The sequence below is a fragment of the Flavobacterium adhaerens genome (assembly GCF_040045115.1).
In the GTDB taxonomy this organism is placed as follows: Bacteria; Bacteroidota; Bacteroidia; order Flavobacteriales; family Flavobacteriaceae; genus Flavobacterium; species Flavobacterium adhaerens.
In genome coordinates, this window is the sequence record NZ_JBDLZX010000009.1 from 190,117 (window position 1) to 203,850 (window position 13,734).

General features: G+C 32.2%; 14 protein-coding genes. 11 read left to right on the top strand and 3 right to left on the bottom strand.

Annotated elements, in window-relative coordinates:
* The first annotated feature begins 72 nt into the window (after positions 1–72).
* The gene (queA, locus tag ABEB18_RS13595; protein WP_348799854.1) at positions 73–1,122 is read left to right on the top strand and encodes a tRNA preQ1(34) S-adenosylmethionine ribosyltransferase-isomerase QueA; all 1,050 of its coding nucleotides are present in this window, start codon (positions 73–75) and stop codon (positions 1,120–1,122) included.
* 73 nt (positions 1,123–1,195) lie between these two features.
* On the opposite strand, the gene ABEB18_RS13600 is transcribed toward queA, so the two are convergent.
* Both ABEB18_RS13600 and ABEB18_RS13605 read right to left on the bottom strand, forming a co-directional pair.
* Positions 1,196–1,642: a YybH family protein gene (locus tag ABEB18_RS13600; protein ID WP_348799855.1), complete on the bottom strand. Its 447-nt coding sequence runs from the start codon at positions 1,640–1,642 to the stop codon at positions 1,196–1,198.
* A 9-nt stretch (positions 1,643–1,651) separates the two neighbouring features.
* Entirely contained in the window at positions 1,652–3,169 is a 1,518-nt protein-coding gene (locus tag ABEB18_RS13605; protein ID WP_348799856.1) for a helicase HerA-like domain-containing protein, read from the bottom strand.
* Positions 3,170–3,532: 363 nt separating this feature from the next.
* On the opposite strand from ABEB18_RS13605, the gene ABEB18_RS13610 reads away from it, so the two are divergent.
* The 8 genes from ABEB18_RS13610 to ABEB18_RS13645 all read left to right on the top strand — a co-directional run bounded on the left by ABEB18_RS13610 (position 3,533) and on the right by ABEB18_RS13645 (position 10,793).
* Entirely contained in the window at positions 3,533–4,357 is an 825-nt protein-coding gene (locus tag ABEB18_RS13610) for a MotA/TolQ/ExbB proton channel family protein (protein ID WP_348799857.1), read from the top strand.
* 45 nt (positions 4,358–4,402) lie between these two features.
* Positions 4,403–5,026 carry an ExbD/TolR family protein gene (locus ABEB18_RS13615; RefSeq protein WP_348799858.1) on the top strand — a complete coding sequence of 208 codons (624 nt, stop codon included), beginning with the start codon at positions 4,403–4,405 and terminating at the stop codon, positions 5,024–5,026.
* A gap of 19 nt (positions 5,027–5,045) precedes the next feature.
* Positions 5,046–5,618, top strand: coding sequence for an ExbD/TolR family protein (locus ABEB18_RS13620; protein ID WP_348799859.1), 573 nt, complete (start codon positions 5,046–5,048; stop codon positions 5,616–5,618).
* A 30-nt stretch (positions 5,619–5,648) separates the two neighbouring features.
* Entirely contained in the window at positions 5,649–6,446 is a 798-nt protein-coding gene (locus ABEB18_RS13625; RefSeq protein WP_348799860.1) for an energy transducer TonB, read from the top strand.
* A gap of 232 nt (positions 6,447–6,678) precedes the next feature.
* Positions 6,679–7,602 (top strand): PstS family phosphate ABC transporter substrate-binding protein, encoded by a 924-nt coding sequence (locus tag ABEB18_RS13630; protein WP_348799861.1) that lies wholly within the window; start codon positions 6,679–6,681, stop codon positions 7,600–7,602.
* A gap of 20 nt (positions 7,603–7,622) precedes the next feature.
* A complete protein-coding gene (locus tag ABEB18_RS13635) occupies positions 7,623–9,296 on the top strand; it encodes a tetratricopeptide repeat protein (RefSeq protein WP_348799862.1) in 1,674 nt (557 codons plus the stop codon).
* A gap of 137 nt (positions 9,297–9,433) precedes the next feature.
* On the top strand, positions 9,434–10,066 hold the full coding sequence (locus ABEB18_RS13640) for a 7-carboxy-7-deazaguanine synthase QueE (RefSeq protein ID WP_348799863.1): 633 nt from the start codon (positions 9,434–9,436) through the stop codon (positions 10,064–10,066).
* Positions 10,067–10,394: 328 nt separating this feature from the next.
* Complete coding sequence (locus ABEB18_RS13645) at positions 10,395–10,793, top strand: energy transducer TonB (RefSeq protein ID WP_348799864.1); 399 nt, start codon at positions 10,395–10,397, stop codon at positions 10,791–10,793.
* 61 nt (positions 10,794–10,854) lie between these two features.
* Here ABEB18_RS13645 and ABEB18_RS13650 read toward each other — a convergent pair whose 3' ends face one another.
* Positions 10,855–11,559 carry a class I SAM-dependent methyltransferase gene (locus tag ABEB18_RS13650; RefSeq protein ID WP_348799865.1) on the bottom strand — a complete coding sequence of 235 codons (705 nt, stop codon included), beginning with the start codon at positions 11,557–11,559 and terminating at the stop codon, positions 10,855–10,857.
* Between the two features lie 72 nt (positions 11,560–11,631).
* Between ABEB18_RS13650 and ABEB18_RS13655 the strand changes: the two genes are divergently transcribed.
* Entirely contained in the window at positions 11,632–12,126 is a 495-nt protein-coding gene (locus tag ABEB18_RS13655; protein WP_348799866.1) for a YkgJ family cysteine cluster protein, read from the top strand.
* A gap of 79 nt (positions 12,127–12,205) precedes the next feature.
* Positions 12,206–13,441, top strand: a complete 1,236-nt coding sequence (locus ABEB18_RS13660; RefSeq protein ID WP_348799867.1) for an ABC transporter permease — start codon at positions 12,206–12,208, stop codon at positions 13,439–13,441.
* Positions 13,442–13,734 lie beyond the last annotated feature (293 nt).

The window sequence follows — 13,734 nt, forward strand, 5'->3', positions numbered from 1 at the left end:
TTTGGTTTTCAAAATGATCTTTTTGGACATCCCGAGCATAGTCGAAGGATTAAACTTTTAAACAAACAGCAAATGAAATTATCTAATTTTAACTTCAACCTACCAAAAGAACTTCTTGCAGAATATCCGGCCGAAAACAGAGATGAGTCTCGTTTGATGATTGTTGACCGTAAGAATCAAACCATAACCCATAAAATGTTTAAAGATCTCATCGATTATTTTGACGATGGAGATGTTTTAATATTGAATAATACAAAAGTTTTTCCAGCTCGTTTGTACGGAAACAAAGAAAAAACTGGTGCTAGAATAGAAGTGTTTTTGCTAAGAGAACTAAATGCAGAACAAAGACTTTGGGATGTATTAGTTGATCCAGCTCGTAAAATTAGAATTGGAAATAAATTATACTTTGGTGACGATGATTCATTAGTTGCTGAGGTGATTGATAATACAACTTCTCGTGGTAGAACATTGCGTTTCCTTTATGATGGTTCTTATGAAGAATTTAGAAATAAATTGACTGAGCTTGGGGAAACTCCAATCCCAAAATATATTAACCGTGATGTAACTCCTGAAGATGCAGAACGTTACCAAACAATTTATGCTAAAGAAGAAGGTGCAGTAGCTGCTCCAACAGCAGGTTTACACTTTTCTAAGCATTTATTAAAAAGATTAGAAATCAAAGGAGTTAAATTTGCCGAAGTTACTCTTCATGTAGGTTTAGGAACTTTTAATCCGGTTGAGGTTGAAGATTTGTCTAAACACAAAATGGACTCGGAAGAATTAAAAATCACTCAGGAGGCTTGTGATATTGTAAATACTGCCAAAGTTGCTAAGAAAAGAATTTGTACCGTTGGGACAACTTCAATGCGTGCCGTAGAAAGTTCGGTTTCTTCACAAAATACACTAAATCCATATGATGGTTGGACCAATAAATTCGTTTTTCCTCCTCACGATTTTGCTATTCCAACTTGTATGATTACAAATTTCCATACACCAAAATCTACTTTGTTAATGATGGTTTCTGCTTTTTGTGGTCATGATTTAATGAAAAGAGCATACGAAGAAGCAATCAAAGAACAATACAAGTTCTATTCTTACGGTGATGCAATGTTAATTATCTAATTAGAAAATTTATATTTCAAAAAAACTCGTCAGCAATGACGAGTTTTTTTATGGTATAAAACCTGTTTTTATCTCAATCCCAGATGTATTTCCATGTACCGTCGGTTTGTTTTTTCCAGACTGTATGAAAAACTCCTTTCAGCGTTTCTGTTTTTCCATCAGTATTTTTTGAAATCCAATTGTATTTACCATAACTAGAAGCCATGTCTCCAGCATCCGAAACCCTTACATCGTCTGGAGTCCAAGTAACGGTTATGTTTCGGTATTTAGGATTAGAATAGTATTTTTTGATATTGTCTTTACCAATAATTAAGGTGTCGCGTTCTCTTTTGATGACAGCATTTGAATCTGCAAAATGATAAAAACTTTCAGCTAACCCTTTTTCGGCCACCATTTTTTCAAAGTCTTTTTCGGTTTTTACGATTTGTAATTTGATATAAGTTGTGTTTTTTTTGTCAGGTTTGGAGTTGCAACTGCAAAGAATCATCAGAATCATTAGATATTTATAACAGGTTCTCATCTCCTAATATTATTTTTTAAACATTTTGGATAATATTCCAAATGCTCCTCTAATAAATGTAGCACTAGTTACAACTTTCAAAACTGATTTTGTAACTACACTTGCCGTGCTTGGTTCGTTGCTTTTTGTTTTTTTTACTTCTTCCTTCTCGATAACTGTAGCTTGTTCTTGTGCAGTTTCTATTTTTTGTGTAAGTATTTCATAGGCACTTTCACGATCTATGGCCTCATTGTACTTTTTAACTAATTTTGATTTTGAATTGATTTCTTGAATCTCAGAATCTGTCAAAACATCCATTCTGCTCATAGGAGCTCGCATCATTGTTGCTACTAAAGGAGTTGGTATCCCTTTTTCGTTTAAAGCTGTCACAAATGCTTCTCCAATTCCTAAGCTTGTCAGAACTTCTGCTGTTTTGTAATAGTCTGAGGTAGGATAATTATCAGCCGATTGTTTGATGGCTTGTCTGTCATTGGCAGTAAAAGCTCTTAAAGCATGTTGGATTTTTAATCCGAGTTGTGCCAAAACACCACTAGGGACATCCATAGGATTTTGGGTTATAAAATAAATACCGATTCCTTTGGAGCGAATCAATTTGACTATGGTTTCTATTTGTTCCAATAATACTTTGCTAGCTTCATTAAAGATTAAATGTGCTTCGTCTATAAATAGAACAAGTTCTGGCTGGTCAGCATCTCCTTTCTCTGGCATTTGTTGGTATATTTCGGCCAATAAACTCAACATGAAAGTAGAGAATAATTTGGGTTTGTCCTGAATGTCTGTTAATCGTATTATGTTAATATAGCCTTTTCCGTTTTCATCGATTCGCATGAGGTCGTCGATTTCAAATGATAATTCTCCAAAAAACAAATCAGCACCTTGTTGTTCTAACTCAATTATTTTTCTAAGAATTGTCCCTGTAGTCGAAGTGGATATTTTGCCATAACTGGCTTCAATCTCATCTTTTCCTTCTTCTGTTATATAGCTAATGACTTTTTTGATGTCTTTCAAATCTAATAAAGGCATTTTGTTGTCATCGCAGTATTTAAAAATAACCGCAAGAACTCCAGATTGAGTGTCATTGAGATCCAAAATTCTTGAAAAAAGAACTGGACCAAATTCAGAAACTGTCGATCTAAGTCTAACTCCATCTTGTTTAGACAAGCTCATTAGTTCGACTGGGAAACTTGATACATTATAAGGAATGTTTAATTTCGCATGACGTTCTTTTATGAAGTCTTTTTCTTCTCCTTCTTTTGCGATACCACTAAAATCTCCTTTTATATCCATCATTAATACTGGAATCCCAAAAGAAGATAGTTGTTCAGAGAGCACCTGAATTGTTTTTGTTTTTCCTGTTCCAGTTGCGCCAGCAATTAGTCCGTGTCTGTTTAAGGTTTTAAGTGGAATTTTCACATGTGCATCAGCTAATACTTCACCGTCAAGTATAGAACTTCCTAGTGTTATACTGTCACCTTTTGATAAATAACCGTCGTTTATTTGCTGAATAAAATTTTCTTTTTTGCCCATTACGATTAGATTTTATTATTATTTGCAAGTTATTAAATATTCTCCAATTGATATAATCAAGAATTTTCTATTATAAATTATCACAAAAAGATACTGATTTGATAAGATTATTAGGTTTTTGTTGTATGCCTTTTTTAAAGAAAAAAACTTTAAATGCTTAAAATTGATTTGTTTTTAAATTTTTTATAATGTTTTAATAGAAATAATATCTAATTATTCTTAAAAAACGTTGTAGTACTGTCTTTAGATTAAAAGAAATTATGAGATTACTGAAAAAAAAGTTTTTTTATTTGAACTAAAAAATTAAATTTGCTCCAATACAAGTTTATTAAAACTAAAATAAATATTTAAAATTTAAAAAAAATGGCAAACGTTAAAGTTAAAAAAGAAAGCACTTCAAAAGGTGGAGGAATGGTTTCAGGAATTATTATTGCATTATGTATTTTTGTAGGTTATTTGGTTTGGTCTCAAATAATGGGAGATGCATCAAACTTTGAAGGAGGAGATGCAGAAAAAGGACATCCACTTAATTTATTAGGTACAGTTTATAAAGGAGGTATTATCGTACCAGTATTATTAGGTTTGTTATTAATGGTTTTGGTTTTCTCTATTGAAAGATTTTTTGTTATCACAAAAGCTGCTGGAAAAGGTAATTTAGATAAATTCATGCAAACTATTCAAACTAGCATCAAATCAGGAGATATTGATGGTGCTATTGTTTCATGTGATAAACAACAAGGTTCTGTTGCAAATGCAATTAAATCTGCATTAATTAAATACCAAGATGTTAAAAAAGAAGGATTCAATAGTGAAGAAGCTTCTGAAGTAATTCATAAAGAAATCGAAGAGGTTACTGCTCTTGAAATGCCAATGTTAGAGAAAAACATGACAATCATTTCTTCTTTAGTATCTTTAGGAACTCTTGGAGGATTATTAGGTACAGTATCAGGGATGATTAAAGCGTTTGGTGCTTTGGCAACTGCTGGAACTCCAGACCAAGCTGCACTTGCTGTTGGTATCTCTGAGGCTTTGATTAATACAGCTACAGGGATCTCTACTTCTATCGCTGCAATTATTGCTTACAACTTCTTTACTTCAAAAATTGATGATTTAACTTACTCTATTGATGAGGCTGGTACTACAATCGTAAATACTTACAGACACTTTAGAGGTAGTTTAAAACAATAATTAAATTAATTTTGATATTTTAAATATCAAATAAAATATAAAATAATGGGAAAAATAGTAATGAAGAAAAAGTCCACATCTACCGATATGACGGCGATGTGTGATGTTGCGTTTCTTTTGCTAACGTTCTTTATTTTGACAGCCACTGCTAAAACACCTGAGGTATTACCAGTTGATACTCCACAATCTACTGTGCAAACTAAGTTGCCAGCAGATAACTTGTCTATGTTGACAATTGGTAAGGTAGAGGGGAAAACAGCAGTGTTTTTTGACCTTAAAGGAAAAGATGTTCGTGTGAAGGCTCTTGAATTTATGTCAGATAAATATAATGTTTCTTTTACGGATCAAGAAAAAGAACAATTTGGATTAATGGAAAGTTTTGGGGTGCCTATTCAGAATTTAAAAGAAATTTTAAATATGAAATCAGCTGATAGAAATAAAGCAGGACAACCTGGGATTCCTAAAGATTCATTAGATAACCAATTGAAAGATTGGGTTCTTTATTCTCGTAAAGCTAATATTGAAGTTAACAATAAAGAATTGAATTTTGCAATTAAAGGGGATGCGAAAGAGCAATATCCTGCAATCAAACAAGTAATGGACTTATTGCAAGATCAAAAAGTTAATAGCTTTAACTTGGTTACAGGTTTAAGAGGAAAGAATTTTTAATTAAAAAAGACACACTAAAATGGCTGAATTAAATACCGACAGTGGCGGTGGTAAAAAAGGCGGTGGCAAGGTAAGAAGTAAAAAACAAAACTCTAAGGTAGATTTAACTGCCATGGTGGATTTGGCTTTCTTATTGATCACATTCTTTATGCTTACTACCACCTTGTCTAAACCTCAATCCATGGATTTGACGTTGCCAGATAAAGATGATAATAAAACTGTAAAGAATGATATTAAAGTTGACGAAAACAAAACGTTAACTTTATTGTTAGGAGAAAATGGCAAATTGGTTAGTTATATGGGTATGGTTACAACACCATTGGTAGCTCCAAAAGACTTTTCTTATGGTAAAGATGGAATTCGTCAAGAATTGTTAAAAAGAATGGAGCAAGTTAAGCAATATTCTACCGCTAAAGGAGAGCCTGGAAAGGGAATGATCGTAATCATTAAACCTAGTAAAAAATCGACTTACCGTAATCTGGTTGATGTATTGGATGAAATGGCTATAGTAGGGGTTAATAAGACTGGTTCTTATGCAATCGTTAACGATTTTTTACCAGAAGAAGTAAAATTGTTAGAGGGTAACAAATAATTGTTCCTAATAACCTAATAATTAAGAAAAATGAAATTAGATTTAATAAAAAATCAATGGGTTGAGATCGTTTTTGAAGGGCGTAATAAGCTTTATGGAGCTTATGAGCTGAGAAAATCGAATCGCAGGACTTCTATGCGAGCTCTTATCATTGGTAGCATACTTTTTGCTCTAGCTATTAGTGCACCTCTTATTGCAAATATGTTGCCAGAAGGTGAAGAAACTGTAGATAACGACATTAAGATTACAGCAGTTAAATTGCCACCAAAGAAAAAAGTAGAAGCTCCTAAAGATCTAGCACCACCACCACCTCCACCTCCAAAACAAGATCAGGTTAAATTCGTTAAACCTGTTGTTGCTAAAGCTGAAGAGGTTACGGAGGATATACCAAAAATGGACGATATCAAAGATAAAAAGACTGGTGCTGAGACTATCAAAGGGGATCCAGATGCGCCTCTTACAGTTGAAGAAGTAGGTAATGGACCAGTAGTTGAAGTTATTGCTGAAGATACAAGTGTTCACTCTTTGGCAGGTATTGAACAAAAACCTGAGTTCCCAGGAGGTATTGAGAAATTTTATGCTTTCGTAGCTAAAAACTACCAAACTCCTGAAGAAGAAGGGCTTAAGGGTAAAGTATATGTTACTTTCGTTGTTGAAAAAGATGGTTCTCTAACAGATATCAAAGTAATTAGGGATATAGGTTATGGAACTGGAAAAGAAGCTATTAGGGTTTTGAATAAATGTCCTAAATGGCTTCCAGGAGAGCAAAATGGTAAAAAGGTAAGGGTGTTATATTCTTTGCCGATTACGATTCAAACAGCTGAATAATGTTAAGTAATTTATTTAATAATTTTATGAAGAAATCGCTTATTGAGCGATTTCTTCTTATTATAACCATATTGGTTTTTGTAGCCTATTTCTTTTTAGGGCTAATGGTGATTTTTTGGGATAATCTTCCTTTTGAAATGAGAATACAATATAGAATCGCTTTAGGCGTTGTGTTAATTGTGTATTCTATTATTCGTTTTTTTCGCTTCTATAATTCAAATAAAGATTAGTTATGTCTAAGTTTAAATATTCCTTGTTTTTATTATCAATTGTTTTCATTTTTTTTAGTTGTAAGAAAAATGAAAATTTAGATTCTAATGGTGAGACAATTTTAAAAGGGAAAACAACTATCCTTGTTGATGAGACAGTTACTCCAATTATCGAAGATCAAGTAATGGTTTTTGAAAGTAGTTATGATGCAAAGATTACTTTGGTATCTAAATCAGAGGCTGAAGTGCTAAATGCTTTATTTGACAAAAAAGCAAGTATCGTTGTTTTGGCTCGTGATTTAACTAAAAAAGAGTTAAATATCTTTGAGCAAAGAAAAATAATGCCTAAAATTACAAAGTTTGCAACTGATGGAATTGCTTTTGTATCCAATAAGTCAAATAATGATACATTGATAAGTGTTAAGGAAGTCGTTGATTTTATGAAAGGAGATAGGGCTTCAAAAATTAAAGGATTAGTTTTTGATAACCCAAATTCTAGTACAGTTAGTTATATGAATAACTTAGCAGGCCTATCAAGTTTACCTGAAAAAGATATCTATACGTTCAAAACTAATAATGATGTCATAAAATTTGTTTCTGAAAACGATGGCATGATTGGTGTGGTTGGTGTTAATTGGTTGTCACAACCAAATCCTTCAATGTCAACAATAGTTAAAAATATTAATATCTTAAATGTAAAGGGGCAAACAAAAGAAGGGTATTATGCGCCTACTCAAAGTAATTTTGCCGAAGGAACCTATCCGTTACTAAGAGATTTATATATTGTAAATTGTCAAGGATATAATGGTTTAGGAATGGGGTTTGCTTCTTTCGTCGCTGGTGATATTGGACAAAGAATAATTTTAAAATCAGGTTTATTACCTTATAAAATTCCGACAAGGAATTTAAATATTGTAAAGAATAAATCTAATAGTGAAAAGAAATAGTATAAATTAATATAATGAAGATGAACAAAGTTAAAGTTTTAAGTATTGCCTTATTGGCTGGAGTTGGAATCAGCCAAGCACAGGATATTGATCAAGCTAGAAAAGCAATTGATGCTGAACAATTTGAAAGTGCAAAATCAATTTTAAAATCGATAATTGCTGCAAAACCTACCGATGGTATAGCTGATTTTTATTTAGGTAATGTATATTTATTGCAAAATAATGCTGACTCAGCAAAGATTTATTATGAAAAGGGACTTTCTGATTCTGATGCTGCTAATTTAAACAACATTGGATTAGGATTGATTGATTTAGACAATGCTAATCCTTCAGCTGCAGAACAAAAGTTTGCTCTAGCTACTAAAAATTTAAAGAAAAAAGATATTGAGGAGTATATATTCATTGGTAGAGCATATACATTATCTCACAATCCAGATTACAAAAAAGCTATTGAGTATTTGAATAAAGCAAAACTTGTAAAACCAGAAGATCCTCAATTAAATTTAGCTTTAGGGAATGCTTATTATGGTGACAAAAATCAAAATGAAGCATACTCGGCTTATAGAGCAGCATATGCGTCAGATAATACTTTGATAAGAGCTAAAATGCAATTAGGTGTTTTGTTAAAAGGAGCAAAAGCTTATACTGAGGCTATAAAAGCTTTTGATGAAGTAATTGGTATTAATGCAAACTACGGTCCTGTTTATCGTGAATTAGCTGAAACCTATTACTTGTGGGGAAGAAACGAGCCATCTAAATACAGAATGTATATAGATAGAGCTTTGGTTAATTACGAGAAATATTTGACTCTAACGGATTATTCTTTAAGTTCAAGAATGCGTCATGCTGATTTCTTAGTATTGGCTGGGGAATACAAAGCATTGGAAGTTGAAGCTAATAAAATGGTAGAGTTGGATAAGGTTAACCCTAGAATCTTACGTTATTTAGGAATCTCAGCTTACCAAAACGGTAATTATGATGTAGCCATTAAGTCATTAGAAAGCTTTACATCTGTACCAACTAATAAAATTATTGCTTTTGATTATCAAATTTTAGGTTTGTCAAAAATTAAAAAAGCAGTGGGGACTGATGGAGCTAATCTTGATAGCGCTTTATTTGAAAATGGTTTATTAGATTTAAATAAATCTTCTCAAATGGATCCTAATGGTTTGTCAACAAATGTTAGCGAATTAGGTAAAAGTTTATATGAATCTAAATTGTTTAAACAAGCTAGTGCTCTTTTTACAGTCGCTGTTCAAAATAAAGAATCAAAATCATATGTGTTAGATAATTTCTATTTAGGAAATAGTTATTATTTTGAGAATGCTGGGAAAGAAGCAGCTCAACGCGATACCGCTGGTCTTCAAAAAGGTGATTTGGCTTATGGTGCCGTGATCGAGGCTTCTCCTAAAACTCAAGATGCTTATTTGTATAGAGCTAGAATAAATAGTTTGTTAGAAAATGATGAAATGACTATTAAGTACTATACTGAATATGTTAATGTTGTTACAGAAAAAGGTCCTGAAGAATTAGCTAAGCCTGCTGTTGTTAAAAAAGTAATTGAGAGTTATAACACTACAGGAGCTAGTTATGCTAATTTCGATAAAGCAAAAGCAATTGAGTATTTTAATAAAACATTAAGTATCGATCCAGCTAATCAATACGCTTTGGATTCATTGAAATCTTTAAAATAATCATTAAAAATAATTTAATCAAACGGCAATCAGAAATGGTTGCCGTTTTTTTATATAATTTATTGCTTCTAGTTTTGTTTTATAGTGACTCTTCGCATTTCTATTAATTGCGTATCTTTGCAAACTAAATTTATATAATGTTATCTAAAGAGGTTCAATTAGAAGTTAATAAAGGAAAAATGCTTCCGTTAATGGAAGAGTTTTATACAATACAAGGCGAAGGCTTTCATACAGGTACTGCTGCCTATTTTATACGTATTGGAGGTTGTGATGTTGGATGTCATTGGTGTGATGTTAAAGAAAGTTGGAATGCTGAATTACATCCTCCGACAAAAATTGATTTGATTGTGAATAATGCAACGAAATTTGCTGATACTATTGTTGTGACCGGAGGGGAACCTCTTATGTGGGATATGGAACCGTTGACGGCTGAGTTAAAGAATAATAACTTAAGAGTTCATATAGAGACTTCTGGTGCCTATCCTTTAAGTGGGACTTGGGATTGGATTTGTCTTTCCCCTAAGAAAAACAAATTGCCAACCAAAACTGTTTATGAGAATGCTGATGAACTAAAGGTGATTATTTATAATAAACATGATTTTGTTTTTGCCGAAGAACAAGCTGAAAAAGTAAATTCTAATGCAATTCTATTTCTACAACCAGAATGGAGTAAAAAAGAAGAAATTACTCCTCTAATAGTTGATTATGTCATGAATAATCCTAAATGGAGAGTGTCTTTACAAACGCATAAGTATTTGAATATTCCTTAATTTTTTTGTAAAATTTATTTTTTAGGTTGCTAATTACCTCGAATTGTTGAGGCTAATGGCAACTTTTTTTATTGTGCAAATTTCTTTTGTTTTTAGTGGAATTTACGCCTATTGTAAGTTGTAGTTTGTTAAAACGTTTTATTTCGGTAATTAGTCTGTTTTTTTTGTGCTTTTTTATAGATTTAAAGAAGATATTTTATGAGTATATGATAATTTTATTAACTTATTTTTATATATTTGATTTTATTATCTTAAAATTTAAGTTTTATTGATAAAAAAATACTTTCCGATTGTTTTAAGTATAATCATAAATAAATTGAAATAACTTATGAAAAGAATTTTACTTTCTATTATTGCTTTGTTTGTTGTTAGTCTTGCTTCGGCTCAAGTTACTGCAACTATAGTTGATGATGCACCTTATAATTATGAAGAGGTGGAGGTGAGGCCTGAATTCCCTGGAGGGCATAGGGCTATGATGGAGTTTATTGCGGCCAATTTTAAAATTCCTGATTATGACGGAGGAGGCGGAACAATAAAAGTTGATTTTATTATAGAAGCTGATGGTAATATTTCAAATGTCAAGGTTGTTAAAGATCTTGGAGGAGGTACTGGAGTTGAGGCAAAACGAGTAATCAGCTCTTTCCCTCAATGGTCTTCTGGTGAGCATGGAGGTAAAAAAATTAGAGTATTGTATCATTTACCAATAAAAATCGCAAGTCAGGGGTAAATCTTGCAAATAAGAAACGCTTAAAAAGGTCAAATGTGGTATTTTCTCATTTGACCTTTTTTTAAATAAATAGTCTTGCTAGATAGTCATAATGTTCTCCTTCCTGAATCAGTTCGCATTTTAAGTCATTTGCGAATGCTACATTTTGTAAGGTGTTGTAATCAAGATAGAGCCAAGGGAACGGTTCTTCGTTTTCGTTTTTGTACTTGATGTTAAAAGTTAATTCGCCATAATAACTTGTGTCTGGAATCCATTTGCCTCCGTCTTCATCTTCGTCAAACATATAAATTAGGTCGGAGGAATCAATCAGGATTTGACCATTTGGGTTAAGGAGTTCTTTTAGTTTTTGTAAATATTTAGGAGTTTCTTTTAGTGTCCCAAAAATACCAGTCCCATTCATTAAAGCCAAAATAGTATCAAATTTTTCGTTTTCTAAAGTTATTATGTCTTGAACTTTGGTATTATTTAGTCCTCGGAGTTTACAAGTGTGTATAGCACCTTCTGAAATGTCAATCGACATTACGTCTAGGTTTTTATCGTTTTGAATGATTAAACTATGACTTCCTGCGCCACAACCAATGTCAAGAACTCTTCCTTTGGTTAGTTCTATTGCTTTTTGTTCAATAATTGGCATTTCATTAAAGTTTCGAAATAAATAAGCGACACTCATTTCGTCTTCTTCTGAAATCGAAGTTTCGGTAATTAAGTTTTCGGGATTGTTATTGGTTTGGTAATCAAGTATTGCTTTTCCAAATAGGTCTTTCATAAATTTAGATCCAAGTTTAAATTTTAGAGTTCAAAGTTTAGTATTTTTGCGACTTCATAAATATATTTGAAATTGAAACCAGCTTTAAACGAATTAGGGAAACTTGCCAAAGATAAGCATATCGAGAATAAAAAGTATTTTGATAAGCTAAAAAAGAGGCCCCCAAAGAATTTGGATTATATAATGCAAGATATTCATGATAACGAATTCAATAAAACTGATTGTTTAAAATGTGCTAATTGTTGTAAAACAACAGGACCTTTGTTTACTTTGGCTGATATAGAGAGAATTTCTAAATTTTTCAGGCAAAAACCCCAGCAGTTTATTGAGCAATATTTGCGTGTCGATGAGGAGAATGATTATGTTTTACAAAGTGTTCCTTGTACTTTTTTAGATAATGAAAATGCTTGTTTGATTTATGATGTTCGACCTAAAGCATGTAGAGAATTTCCGCATACCGATAGAAAAAAGTTTCAGCAAATTAGTGATTTGACTCTTAAGAATGTGGCAATTTGTCCTGCAGCTTATAATATTGTGGAAGAAATGAAAAAGAAAATTCAGCTTTGATATTTTTTGTATGTATAAAAATATAAATGTCCTTAGGATTATCTTGTGTATATTTGTTTCGTTACCAAAATAGATTGATTTGAATTTAGAATACTTCATTGCGAAAAGGCTTATAACCGCTAAAGATTATAAAAGTAGTATCTCAGCTCCAATAATTAATATTGCGATATCAGCTATTGCTATCGGGATGGTTATGATGATTGTTTCGGTGGCAACAGGAATTGGTTTGCAAAATAAGATACGTGAAAAAATTGCAGCCTTCAATGGGCATATTATAATTTCGAATTACGATAATAATCAATCAGAAATTACCGTTTCTCCGATCGACACGAAGCAAGATTTTTATCCAAATTTCAATTCGGTATCTGGAATAGATCATATTCAGGTAGTTGCAAACAAGGCAGGGATTATTAGGACAGAAACTGCTTTCGAGGGGATTATTTTTAAAGGTGTTGATGCTGATTACCGTTGGAAAAATATAAAAGAGTATTTGGTTTCTGGGAGATTACCTAATCTGTCTCAAAATGTTTCTCAAGAAGTTGTGATTTCTCAATTTTTAGCCAATCGATTAGGGCTAAAAGTGGGTGATTCTTTCAATACTTTTTTTATGAAAGAAAATCAAAGTCAATTACCGAATATTCGAAGATTCAAAATTGCAGGGGTTTTTAATTCTGGATTTCAGCAGTTTGATGCAACCTATATTATTGGTGATATTCGTCATATTCAGCGAATTAATAGATGGAATAAAGGTCAAATTGGGGCTTTTGAGGTTTTTGTTAAAGATTTTAATTCTATTAAAGAAACAGGGGATCAGGTGTATAAGCATACATCTTCAACCTTGGATACCAAAACCATTATCGAAAAATATAGTTATATTTTTGAATGGTTAAAGCTTTTTGATTTTAATATAGTGGTAATTTTGGTAGTGATGATATTGGTTGCGACTATAAATATGGTGGTAGCTTTGTTGGTTCTGATTTTAGAACGTACTCAGATGATTGGTATTCTTAAGGCATTAGGAGCTAATAATTGGTCGGTACGAAAGGTTTTTCTTTATAACGCATTTTATCTTACTGTGAGAGGTTTGCTTTGGGGGAACGGTATTGGAATTGTGATTTTGTTGTTGCAACAGCAATTTGGGATTGTGAAACTAAATCCTGAAAATTATTATGTAAATCAGGCTCCGGTTTATCTCGATTTGAGTTATATTCTTGGTTTGAATTTTCTCACGGTAACAGTATGTGCTTTGGTTTTGTTAATACCTTCCTATATAGTAACAAAAATTTCGCCTGTCAAAGCAATACGATTCGATTAATTTTTTCCTTTATAGCTATTTCCTGCTGTTCACTAGAAGCTCTCGTTACCAGCCTTATTTTTCTAAGGCTCCGCAGGAGCTTCCGTTGGTCGCTCTGCTGGTCCAAGAAAAGTGTGGTGGCTGGTTAGCCTCGAGGCTTTTCGTTTCCATCAGGGCTAGAGGGATGAGATGAAAAGAGTGGAACCTTATATATACATATGTATTATAGTAAAGCAAGAAATAGCTAAGAATTATCAAATAATGAAGTAAAAATCGGCAAAACTCATTAAGATCTCCTTGGATAAACTATTAAA

Coding starts and splice junctions, on each gene's coding strand:
- queA (WP_348799854.1), top strand. CDS start 73: ATGAAATTATCTAATTTTAACTTCAACCTACCAAAAGAACTTCTTGCA.
- ABEB18_RS13600 (WP_348799855.1), bottom strand. CDS start 1,642: ATGAGAACCTGTTATAAATATCTAATGATTCTGATGATTCTTTGCAGT.
- ABEB18_RS13605 (WP_348799856.1), bottom strand. CDS start 3,169: ATGGGCAAAAAAGAAAATTTTATTCAGCAAATAAACGACGGTTATTTA.
- ABEB18_RS13610 (WP_348799857.1), top strand. CDS start 3,533: ATGGCAAACGTTAAAGTTAAAAAAGAAAGCACTTCAAAAGGTGGAGGA.
- ABEB18_RS13615 (WP_348799858.1), top strand. CDS start 4,403: ATGGGAAAAATAGTAATGAAGAAAAAGTCCACATCTACCGATATGACG.
- ABEB18_RS13620 (WP_348799859.1), top strand. CDS start 5,046: ATGGCTGAATTAAATACCGACAGTGGCGGTGGTAAAAAAGGCGGTGGC.
- ABEB18_RS13625 (WP_348799860.1), top strand. CDS start 5,649: ATGAAATTAGATTTAATAAAAAATCAATGGGTTGAGATCGTTTTTGAA.
- ABEB18_RS13630 (WP_348799861.1), top strand. CDS start 6,679: ATGTCTAAGTTTAAATATTCCTTGTTTTTATTATCAATTGTTTTCATT.
- ABEB18_RS13635 (WP_348799862.1), top strand. CDS start 7,623: ATGAACAAAGTTAAAGTTTTAAGTATTGCCTTATTGGCTGGAGTTGGA.
- ABEB18_RS13640 (WP_348799863.1), top strand. CDS start 9,434: ATGTTATCTAAAGAGGTTCAATTAGAAGTTAATAAAGGAAAAATGCTT.
- ABEB18_RS13645 (WP_348799864.1), top strand. CDS start 10,395: ATGAAAAGAATTTTACTTTCTATTATTGCTTTGTTTGTTGTTAGTCTT.
- ABEB18_RS13650 (WP_348799865.1), bottom strand. CDS start 11,559: ATGAAAGACCTATTTGGAAAAGCAATACTTGATTACCAAACCAATAAC.